The following is a 10564-nucleotide window of genomic DNA, read 5'->3' as shown; positions in this document are numbered from 1 at the left end:
GGACGCGTCCGGGATCAGGAACCACTGCTGTCCGACGGTCGGCCCGCCGGCCGGGGCGGCGGCGACGGTGGGCCTGGCGCCCCACGCGCGGCCCGCCTCGGCGGTGGAGTCGACGCCCAGCAGCCGGCCGTCGGCGGCGTCGGTGACGGTGAAGGCGCCGCCGCCGGTCGGGGTGAAGCGCCAGGACTCGCGGGCGGATCCGGTGGGCCCCGCGACCGAGGTGGTGGTGGCTCCGTGGGCCGCCCGGGCGAGGATCCGGCCCGTGCCTGAGGCGATGCGGTAGCAGCGGGTGGTGTCCACGGGCGGGGTCGCGGGCGCGGAGGTGCCGACGGTCAGGTCGACGTACTCGCCGTCGGCGCCGTGCGAGCAGCCGAAGGCGCAGTAGGAGCGGAAGGTCTTCCCGACGGTCGCGGAGCCGGTGCGGTTGGCGCTGTCGAGGAACCAGCGGTACCAGGAGGCGTTCGTGTAGGTGCCCGTGTCACCGATGAGGTGCCACTTCTGGGTGGCCAGGTCGTCGGTGGCGTAGAGGTACTGCGGTGAGTCGCCGCTCTGGTCGACGGCCTGTGGTTCGCCGATGTACAGGCCGAGGTAGGCGTCGTAGGCGATGTTCATCACGAACAGCGGTGAGGTCGGGGGCATCGTGCCGGCCGCGATCTGCTGGGCGGCGGTGCCGGTGTTGGCCGGGTCGTACTCTGCCGCGGCCGGCGTGTAGCCGGTGGGGTGGCCGGCGTCCACGGGGACGATGTCGCTCTCCTTGCCGCCGGTGCCGGGCTGGGTCCAGGCGCCGTCGTACCACTTGCGCCAGGAGCCGGGGGCCATCTTCGCGGCGATCGGGGCGCGGGCCACGTGCTCGTAGAACGCCTTCCAGCCGCCGCTTTTGTCGACGATGCGGGAGCCGTAGTAGACGTAGAAGTAGCCGGAGGCGGTGTCGACGAACAGGCGCTGGTCGCCGTCGCCGTAGGAGTACGTCTGGTTCGGGAAGGCGGTCGTGTCTCCTCGCCGGGTGCTGTACGGCGAGGTGATGACGTGGTCCTCGACGGTCCAGGTGCGGCCGTGGTCGGTGGAGACGGCGTAGTCGATGGCGTCGTAGTGCAGCCGGTCGCCGAAGGGCTGCGGGCTGAACTCGTTGTGCACCAGGCCGTACCAGTCGCCGGTGTCGGGGTCGACCCACACCCCGGACAGGTCGCAGTAGTTCTTCCGGGCGTAGTGCGAGCCGGCCGGCGCGTAGGTGGCCTCGCGGCCGGTGGGGCTGTTGTCGCACCGCCAGGTGGTGTCGTCGTTGCGGTCGGCGGGGTTCGCGGGGTCGACCGCCTTGCTGAGCCCCTTGTCGAAGGTGGCGGTGTCGAAGTCCTTGCCGGTGTAGAAGTCCCAGGTGCGCGGGTCCTCGGCGCCGTACAGCGCGGCGGACTGCTGGTAGTGGAAGGTGCCGTCCCGGTCGAGGTAGGGGGTGGCGGGGGTGTCCGTGGGGTTGGAGAACGGGACCGGGGCGCCCACGGTCACGCTGTAGGTGGCGTCGGCGGGGAGGGCGGACGCCGGGGACGCGGGGGCGCCGCCCAGGACCAGGGCGACGGCCGCGGCCACGGCGCCGCCCGCTCTGTTCAAGAGTCGCACGGATGCTCCTTGTTGCCGAAGGTTCCGAAGGCCGGTCGCACGGAACGATCCGGCCACGGCGGTTTCCCCGGCAATGGACTCCAGTGTTCCGCCTCTTGCACTTTCGCGCGGGCGGCGGGCTCAGTCCTCGACGGAAAGGGGGGTGTTCCAGTCCAGTTGGCGGATCAGTTCCTCGTCGGGGTGCGTGGAGCGCTGCGCCCGGTCGGCGGGGCCGGACGCGGTGTGGGTGCCGCGGGAGATGCCTCCGCTGACGGTGATGTTGTGCTCGACGCGCGGGCGCCGGTGATGCTCGTACGCGGCGAACGCCCGCTGCGGATCGGGCAGGTCGCGCAGCGCCTTCGCCAGTACGACGGCGTCCTCCAGGGCCATCGAGGCCCCTTGGCCGGTGGCCGGGGAGGCCGCGTGGGCCGCGTCGCCGATGAGCACGATCCGCCCGGTGTGCCAGGTGCTGCCGACCGGCATCTCCGTGGCGTTGGTGACCATGATCGCGTCGGCGGAGGCCTCGACCAGTCCGGCGGCGGGCGTGGAGTCCTTGCGCAGCAGGGGCAGCAGTTGCTCGCGCAGCGCGGCGGGCGGGCCGGCGGGCGCGTCCCCGGGCAGCGGGTCGCCGCCGACGCGGGCGAACCAGTACGTCTCCCCCGCCGGAGAGACGGCGTATCCGAAGGCGCTCTCGCTGCCGCGCACCATGGTGATCACGCCGCTGCCGCCGGTGCCGGGGCGGCGGGCGCGTAGCCGTAGAAGACGCGCCGGCCCGCGTACACGGGCCGCGCGCCGGGGGTGATGAGGCGGCGGACGGTCGAGTTCAGCCCGTCGGCGCCGACGAGCAGGTCGGCGGTGGCGGTGCTGCGGTCGGAGAAGCGGGCGGTGACGCCGTCCGGGCCGTGCGTCAGGGACTCCAGCCGGACGCCGTGGCGCAGGCGGATGCCGCGCCTTGCCGCCTCGCCCTGAAGGGCCGCGTTCAGCTCGCCGCGGTGGAGGCAGCGGTAGCGCAGGCCGGGCTGGGCGACGTCGCCGAGCGGCGCGTGGGCCAGCTCGGCGCCCTGGCCGTCGAGCAGGCGCAGGGAAGTCAGCGGAAAACCGACGGCCGTGACCGCCTCGCCGGCGTCGAGCTGGGCCAGGGCGCGCATCCCGTTGCTCGCCAGGGTCAGGAACGCGCCGAGGTCCTCCGCCGTGTCGGGATGTGCCTCGAACACCCGGACGTCGCAGCCCGCCCTGTGCAGTCCCAGCGCGGCCGCGGTTCCCGCGATGCCGCCGCCGATCACCAGTACCCTCGTCGCATCCGTACCGCTCACGCGCCGCTCCCTACCGACAGTGGACGCGACCATCCAAGTACAGGCCGGGGCGGGCCGGGCCCGGGAGGGCCTGGATCCGGACAGCGGACGACGCGGCGAGCCGGCCGGGGTCCCGGTCCTGGGAGACGTGTTTCATGCCGGATCCCGGTACATCGTCGCGATGTACCGGGACCTGGTCGGGCTTCGCGGTCGGCCGGGCGGGCGGACGGCGGCCGGCGTCAGCCGCTGGAGGGCAGCGCCGCGCCGAGTTCCGCCATGGTGGGTATGCCGAGCGCCTTCAGGGCGTTGTGGACGGCGCCCGCGTTCTGGAGGAGTTCCGGACACTTCTGCAGAACGTCCTTGACGGCGGAGCCCGTCGGAACGTTGATGCCCGGTTCACGCAGTGCCGCGCCGCCGGCGATCGACGCGAGGCAGGCGAGTCCCTTGACCTTGCCGATGAACTGGCCCAGGACCTGCTTGAGTTCGGGGTGGCTGTTCAGCGCCTCGCGCGCCAGGGCCGCGAGTCCCTGGGCCTTGCGCACGAGCGGCCCGCACGCCTTCAGGGCCCCGACCGGCTTGGTCAGCGCCTCGATGACGGTCGGATCCGCCAGGAGCCGGGACAGTTCCGTGGGCCCGGCCTTCTGCAGCGCCTGGCCCGCGTTCTTCGCCCGCAGCTCACCGTAGGCCTCGACGACACTGCCCAGGCATGTCGCGAGCTGTTGCTGCTGTGCCGTGAGGCCCCGGATCAGCCTCTTGCCCGGACCGACCTGGAGGCGGGTGCCCGGGAAGATCAGGTCGCCGCGACGGCTCGAGGTGTGTCCGTAGGTCCGCGCCGCCCGCTCGACGGTCGACGCGTTGGCCGCGTAGATCGCCGGCCAGAGCATCCCGCTGCCGAGGGACTTCCGGGCGATCGACCAGAGCGTGTCTCCCCGCGTCACCTGGTACGTCACGGCGGCGGGCGGCACCGGTGTCAGGGGCTGAGCGGGCGGCGCGACGGTGAGCGGCGGCGGGGTCGTGGTGGGCTCCTGCGGCGCGGACGTCGGCGGCGGGCTGGGGCTCGGGGTCTGCGCCAGGGCCGTGGGGCCGGAGGCGAGGAGGATGGCGCCGGCGGTCAGACCGGTGACCATGGTCAGCGCGAGGTTCCTGGTCGGGCGTATTCGCAGCGGCTTTGCTCTCATGGAGGTCTCCCAGATAGGAGCACGTAGGGTCACTACCTGTGACCCTACGTAGACCCATCGGGTGACAGCCTTCTGGAGTAGCCCGGTCGAGTGGGGGCCGCCAATGCGCCTTCCCGTGCACGGCAGCCGACGGGGATCGACTCACCGATCGAGGACCGGCGCGCGCCCATGCCGTCGGGTGGGCGCTCCCCTCGCCCCGTCGTGCGGGCGTGTCGCACTGTCCGAAAATTTCCCGGAGGGGCGTTCTGCGCGCATCAAACCTTCCGCATGAAGGGGTGGTTGCCCGTTAAATGGGTACTCCCCGGCCATGCGGGTGAGCGTGGTGGATGCGGGGTCGAACACGGTTCGGTTGGTCATCGCGGATGTGGAGGGGGGTGTTCCGCTGCCGGTGCACACCGTCAAATGGAAGCTCCGCCTGTCCGAACAGGTCGAGGCGGACGGCTCCATCTCCGACGAGGCGGTGGAGCGGCTCGTCAAGGCGGTGGGCGCGGCGGGCGCCACGGCCCGGAAGTGGCATGCGGCGGGTCCCCTGGCCTTCGCCACCGCGGTGGTCCGGAGCGCCCCGAACCGGCAGGAGGTGCTGCGCCGCGTGGCCTCCGGGACCGGGATCCGCATGTGCACCCTGCCGGGCGAGACCGAGGCCGAGCTGACCTTCCTGGCGGCCCGCCGCTGGCTCGGCTGGAACGCGGGTCCCCTCGCGCTGCTCGACATCGGCGGCGGCTCGCTGGAGGTGGCCTTCGGCCGGGGCCGGCTGCCGGACTTCGCCGCCTCCCTCCCACTCGGCGCGAACCGGCTGACCCGCGAATACCTGGACGCACAGGACCCGCCCGGGCCGGGCGAACTGAAGGCGCTGCGCCGCCGGATCCGCCATGAGCTGCGGGACGTGGCCTCGCGGATCCGCTGGGAGCGCCCGCGTACGGCGGCCGTCAGCTCCCGTACGTTCCAGCAGCTGGCCAGGCTGTGCGGGTCCGCGCCCGGGCGGTACGGGCCGTTCGAGCCGCGTGAGCTGCGGCGCCGGGAGCTGCGCGAGGCCGTGCACACCCTCGCCGGCCTGCCCGCCGCCGAGCGCGCCCAACTGCCCGGCATCTCCGCGCCGCGCGCGGCGCAGAGCCTGGCCGGTGCCGTGGTCGGGCACACGGCGCTGAAGCTGATGGGGCTGCGGCGGGCCGTCGTCTGCCCCTGGGCGATCCGCGAGGGCGTCCTGCTCCGCTACATCGAGGACGGCGCCGACTGGTGGGCGGACGCCACCGGCTCCCGCGACACGGAGGCACCGCCGCCCGCGGCACCACTGCGCATCGCCAGCCCGCCCGCGTAAGGGAAGCGCCGGTCCGCGGCCTCACCCCCGAAAATGCGGCTGTTCACCGCCTGCGGATGCCGGTCCGCGGCGGCGAGTGGGGCATCCTGGTGGACGTGACTTGAGACCGGGAGGTGCTCGCATGCGGTGGTGGGCCGGTGGGTGTGTGGTCGCCGCGGTCGTCGTACTGGCCGGGTGCGGGGCGGCGGCGGGCCGGGGCTCGGGGTCGGCCGCGGGGTCGTCGGACGGCCGTTCGGCGCGGCCGTCGCCCTCGACGCGGACCACGGCGTCTCCAGGCGGTGCGCCCAGCGCCTCGCCGTCGCCCTCGTCGCGGACCTCGTCGGCTCCGGGTGATGCGCCCAGCGCCCCGTCGGGCGGCTGCGTCGCGGGACACGCGGAGGTCTCCGTCGCCCCGGGCGACGCGGTCCGGCGACCGCTGTGCGTGCGGCCGGGGACGGCGGTGACGCTCGTGCTCCGGCCGAGGCTGGACGACAAGCGGTGGACCGGGGTGCTGAGTTCGGCGCCGGCCCTCGTGACGGCATCGGGGTGGCGCGTGGATCCCGACGGCACCGCGCACGCCACCCTGCGCTGCGCGGGCACCCGGGGCGGCAGCGCCGTCGTCACCGCGGCGGCCAAGGCGCCGGACGTGGCCGGGGCGCCGCACACCGTGTTCACACTGGACATGAGCGTGGTGCCGTACGCACAGGAGGGGTGACCCCGTGGGGCCACCCCTCCCACTCGGTGCGTCCGCTCAGTGCAGGTTGCGCACCTTGACGGTGTAGATGCCCCGGCCGTGCGTGGCGGCGTACAGCGTGCCGCCGTCGGGGCTGGTCTTCAGCTGGAGCACGGCGACGGCGGGCAGGTCGCCGACGCGCGGCCAGGCGGTGTCGCCGGGCGCCCGGTAGACGACACCGAGGTCGGTGGCGACGGCGAGGCCGCCGTCGGCCGTCACCAGCGCGGAGTTGGTGGGCACGTCGGGCAGGTTGCCCGAGATGTCCTTCCAGGTGGTGCCGCCGTCGGTGGACTCGAAGACATGGCCGACGCCCGCACCCGGGCCCTCGGTCCAGTGCCGGGAGAAGCCGTTGACCGCGAGGAAGACGTGGTCGGCGTTCTTCGGGTCGACCGCGAAGCCGCTCAGATAGCGGTTGGGCACGGTCCCGGCCGCGGGCAGGCTGATGTCGTGCCAGCCGGTGCCGTCCGCGTTGCCGACGGCGATACCGCGGGCGAAGCCCTGGTTGTTGCAGGGACCGCACCAGGCGGCGTAGACCTTCCCGCCGGAGGCGGCGACGGCGGTCGCGGTGCGGCCGGCGCCGAGGTCGTGCACATTGGCCCACTCGGAGCCCTTGCGGATGGCGTAGCCGTGGGTCTGGACCCAGATGTGGCGGCCGCCGGCGACCCAGGTGTCGCCGTTCTTCATGTCGGCCGCGAGCGGGGCGATGAAGCGGGCCTCACCGGTGGCGTTGTCGGGCGGGGCGACGCTGTACGAGGTCGCCTTGCTCGGGTCGCTGACCCAGCTGCCGTCGTTCACCGCGCAGTTCTGGGTGACCTGGACGGCGAGGTAGACGTACTCCTGGGCGATGTTGCAGCCGTTGGCGGGGTCGGTGAGGGTGTCGGCGCCGTCGCCGCCGAAGTTGGAGCCCATCACCTTGTCGTCGCCGCGCAGGATGGACTGGCCGTTGTCCTGGAGACCGCCGGTGACGGCCAGGCCGCCGTGGTCGAGGTCCTTGCCGATGCCGACGGAGTAGTACTGGAGGGTGTCGATGGTGCCGTCGTTGAGCGACGTCCAGTCGGTGGCGTGGCCGGAGGCGTCCTGGGAGCCGTTGACCGGGCGCCGGTACATGCCGCCGTCGTTGCCGACGTACACATAGGACTTGCCGTGGTAGCGGCCGATCGCGACGCCGTGCTGGTCGGAGTGGGTGGTCTGGTGGCAGTCACCGGACTGCTTGGACGGGTCGATGCTCCAGCAGGAGAAGGAGAAGTTCCAGTACGGGCCCACGGTGGACCAGCTGCCGCCGCCGTTCTTGGACTCGTAGACCTCTTCGAGACCGGCGTACACGTGCTGCGCGTCGCTCGGGTCGACGGCGAGGAACTGGTTGTACCAGGCCTGGACGCCGGGCATGTAACCGGGGCTGGTCAGCGCCGAGTTGTCGGCGGCGAGGCCCTTGTAGTCGGCGATCTTCGTCCACGGTCCGGTCGGAGAACCGGACTTGGAGACGTAGATGCCCTCCAGGCCGCTGTCGGGGTTCGTGTTGAGCTGCTCGGGCGACTGGTCGATCGCGTAGTAGCGGGAACCGTCGGCGGAGCGCGCGAAGGTGACGTTGCCGACGTTGTCGGGGTCGGCGGGCAGGTCACCGAGGCCGCCGGTGATCCGGGTCCAGGCGCCGTTCACCTTGGTGTAGAAGCCGTTGTAGGCGTCGCCGCTGCGCCAGCCGACGGCGAGGACGACCTTGGACGGGTCCTTCGGGTCGATGGCGATGTCGTTGGCGATGTTCTTGTACGGCGCGTTCGGGTCGCCGGCCTTCGAACCCTTCGGCATGAAGTCGGGGTTGGGCGCGAACTCCAGCTTCCAGGGACCGCTGAGCTTCTTCGTGGAGTGGCTCCACACGCCCTCGCTGGTGGCCGCCCACACCTTGCCGCCGCCGAAGCGCAGCTCGTGGATGGTGGTGCTCTCCAGCTCCTTGCCCCCGACCCGGCTGCGCTCGGAGAAGCTGCCGTGGTGCGCGTGGGTCAGGACGTAGACACCGCTGCCGAGGTAGGCGTCGGCGTTGGTGGTGGCCTCGCCGGTGCCCAGCCACAGCCGGCCGGCTCCGTCGACGGCGAGGGCGCCGGTGGACTGGGCGGGCAGCCGGTCGCTGATGGGCTGCCAGTGGCCGCCCCCGGTGCGCGAGCGCCACACTCCGCCGCCCGCGCTGCCCGCGTAGACGTAACCGTCGTTGTCGGCGGCCACGGCGGCCATGCGGCCGGTGACATTGCCGGAGCCGCCGCTGGAGTTGGAGTCGATGTCGCGGTAGCGCGGGTCGTCCGAGTTGTACGGCAGGTCGGTGATGTTGCGCCAGTTGCCGCCCGTGCGCCTGAGGTTGGTGAGATCACGCCAGGCGGCGCCGTACGCGCCCGGTGCGACCACGCCGGGCGAGGTGCGGGCCTCCGCGTACTGGTCCGCCCCCTCGGCGATCTCGTCCGCCTCGTTGCCGTCGTCGCCTTCCGCCGCCACGTGCGGCGACATGGCGCCCACCGACTGCGCCCGCTCCTTGGCGAGTTGGCCGAGGGCGCGGACGCCGAAGGGGCTCGCCGAGCGGCCTGCGGCGGCGGACGGGGGTATCGCGACGAGCGCGGCTGACGCGGTGAGCGCGCAGACGGTGAACCACCGTCTTCTGTGGGCTGGTACGGACACAGGACCTCCCGAAACGGGCATCGACGTTGCGACGCAGGAGACCTGATCACACTGACGGTGATTACACCACCACTTGGCGAAAACTTGACACGTACCTGCCAGTAACTACCGCCCCGCGATTCTCACCCCGATCGGGGGCGGCGGGTGCGGGCCGCGGCGGCGTTCCGGCCCCGCGTGCGCAGGGTGCCGACCGTCTTCAGCAACTGGTCAGCGGGGTCCCGCAGTCGTGGGTGGGCGAGCACCGTGTTCCTCAGACCGCGCACTGGTCTACGCCACAGACGGTGGGCGAGAGCCACCGGATGGGGCCGCGCGGCGAAGCCCTCCGCGACCCTCAACTCGCGTGTTTTCAGCCAGTCCTTGTACTCCTTGTCGCCCCGTCCGAGGTCCACCAGGGTCACCCCGTGCCGGGCGGCCGCCTCGGCCGTCCGCAGATGCATCATCAACCCCGGTGAGTAGTAGTGCAGTTCGGGGTCGTAGGCGGTGAACCAGGCCGCCAGCACCGTGCTCGAGCGGGGCCCGAAGTGGGCCGCGACCGGCCGGTCCCCCGCGTACAGCACGGACAGCACCCCGGTGAAGTGCTCCTCCTGGACGTGGGACAGATAGTCGACCAGGCCGACGATCCACGGCCTGGAGAACCGGTCCATGCGGCCGGTCCTGCGGTACTGGGCGGACTTCCACCGCATGAGGGTGCGCAGCGCCTCCGGGTCGTGCTCGTCGAACACGAACCGCACCTCGCCGACGTCCCGCCCGAGCCGGCGTTCCTTCTTCAGCGTCGTCTTGGCCAGCCCCGGATAGGCCCCGCGCAGCCACTCCGCGTAGGTGCCGTCGCCCGGTTTCACATCGATCACCGGTGAGGCGAAGGTACCGGTGACATGCGGCTCGAACGGCCTTTGCTCCTGGACGAGATGGTCGAACTCGAAGATGCTGAGCCCGCAGGCCCGCAGCAGTTCCCCCGCGTCCCAGGTGACCCCGGGCCGGTGCACGAGGGCCTGGCAGTCGGAGAGCCCGAGCCCGACGGCCCGGCCGGTGCCGAACGGCCCCCGCTCGTACGGGAGGAAGCCGACGGCCTCCCCGCCCTCGCGCAGCACCGCGACCCGGACGCCGCCCCGGTACCGGCCGACCCCGATCGCGAACTCGGGGGCCAGGAAGGGGTTGGCGTACTCGGGCGACTCGTCCATCGCGCGGTGCCAGGCCGCGCGCAGTTCGGACGTCAGCTCGCCGGGTCTGTGGATGGTGATATCCACCTCAGTTCGCCCGCCCTTCCGCCCGCTCTCTGAGCGGTGTGCCGCGGCCGGCACGGGCCGGCGAGGCGTGTGGATCATGGCTCATGGATCGCATGGGCGACCGCTCCCCCCATGACGCGCCGGGCGCGTCCTGCCATTCGTTCCGATATGCGCGGATCTCCGCCGTGCGCCGATGCTCAAACGTCGCGAAACAGACGCACCCTGTCAAGGGTGCCTCAGGCGACGGAGGGTTCGCCATGGTTCTGCGGACATCGGTGGGCTCCAACACGGGCGGCTCCGTCGGCTCCGGGAGACCGTCGCGCGGCCTCCGCCGGAGCGACTCGGCGCGCACCGCCGGCATCGCCGAGGCGGTCGCGTTCCTCACCTCGCCTCGCCTCGCCGGCGGGTCAACGGGTCAACGGGTCAACGGGTCAACGGGTCAACGGGTCAACGGGCAAGTGGTCCGGGCCAATGGCGGCATCGCCAGACCCCGTTCACCGCACCTCCGGCGCCGTGTCCTGAACCGACCGCGCCATGTCGCAGCCCGCGGCCACCACGACCACGGTGGCCAGCTGGGCGAGCGTGCCGAGCGTCTC

At 72.6% G+C, this 10564-nt stretch carries 9 protein-coding genes; 3 read left to right on the top strand and 6 right to left on the bottom strand.

Features of this window, described 5'->3' with window-relative positions; genetic code table 11:
- From ACWEN3_RS31910 to ACWEN3_RS31895, 4 genes are all read right to left on the bottom strand, one after another.
- Window positions 1-1611, bottom strand: a 1611-nt coding sequence (locus tag ACWEN3_RS31910) for an RICIN domain-containing protein (protein ID WP_452977810.1), incomplete at its 3' end; no start/stop codon positions are given.
- Between the two features lie 120 nt (window positions 1612-1731).
- A complete protein-coding gene (locus tag ACWEN3_RS31905) occupies window positions 1732-2298 on the bottom strand; it encodes an FAD-dependent oxidoreductase (protein WP_452977807.1) in 567 nt (188 codons plus the stop codon).
- A 5-nt stretch (window positions 2299-2303) separates the two neighbouring features.
- The gene (locus ACWEN3_RS31900; RefSeq protein ID WP_452977804.1) at window positions 2304-2903 is read right to left on the bottom strand and encodes an FAD-dependent oxidoreductase; all 600 of its coding nucleotides are present in this window, start codon (window positions 2901-2903) and stop codon (window positions 2304-2306) included.
- A 218-nt stretch (window positions 2904-3121) separates the two neighbouring features.
- Window positions 3122-4060, bottom strand: coding sequence for a LysM peptidoglycan-binding domain-containing protein (locus ACWEN3_RS31895; protein ID WP_452977801.1), 939 nt, complete (start codon window positions 4058-4060; stop codon window positions 3122-3124).
- A gap of 307 nt (window positions 4061-4367) precedes the next feature.
- Here ACWEN3_RS31895 and ACWEN3_RS31890 point away from each other — a divergent pair, with 307 nt between their 5' ends.
- The 3 genes from ACWEN3_RS31890 to ACWEN3_RS31880 all read left to right on the top strand — a co-directional run bounded on the left by ACWEN3_RS31890 (window position 4368) and on the right by ACWEN3_RS31880 (window position 6069).
- Window positions 4368-5375 carry a Ppx/GppA phosphatase family protein gene (locus tag ACWEN3_RS31890; RefSeq protein ID WP_452977798.1) on the top strand — a complete coding sequence of 336 codons (1008 nt, stop codon included), beginning with the start codon at window positions 4368-4370 and terminating at the stop codon, window positions 5373-5375.
- 141 nt (window positions 5376-5516) lie between these two features.
- On the top strand, window positions 5517-5708 hold the full coding sequence (locus ACWEN3_RS31885; protein ID WP_452977795.1) for a hypothetical protein: 192 nt from the start codon (window positions 5517-5519) through the stop codon (window positions 5706-5708).
- 106 nt (window positions 5709-5814) lie between these two features.
- A complete protein-coding gene (locus tag ACWEN3_RS31880; protein ID WP_452977792.1) occupies window positions 5815-6069 on the top strand; it encodes an acetyl-CoA synthetase in 255 nt (84 codons plus the stop codon).
- Between the two features lie 36 nt (window positions 6070-6105).
- On the opposite strand, the gene ACWEN3_RS31875 is transcribed toward ACWEN3_RS31880, so the two are convergent.
- Both ACWEN3_RS31875 and ACWEN3_RS31870 read right to left on the bottom strand, forming a co-directional pair.
- Entirely contained in the window at window positions 6106-8766 is a 2661-nt protein-coding gene (locus ACWEN3_RS31875) for a glycosyl hydrolase (protein ID WP_452977789.1), read from the bottom strand.
- 101 nt (window positions 8767-8867) lie between these two features.
- Window positions 8868-9989, bottom strand: a complete 1122-nt coding sequence (locus ACWEN3_RS31870) for a GNAT family N-acetyltransferase (RefSeq protein WP_452977788.1) — start codon at window positions 9987-9989, stop codon at window positions 8868-8870.
- Window positions 9990-10564 lie beyond the last annotated feature (575 nt).

The sequence above is a fragment of the Streptomyces sp. NPDC004561 genome (assembly GCF_053602155.1).
This window is presented reverse-complemented; position numbering and strand designations above follow the sequence as displayed.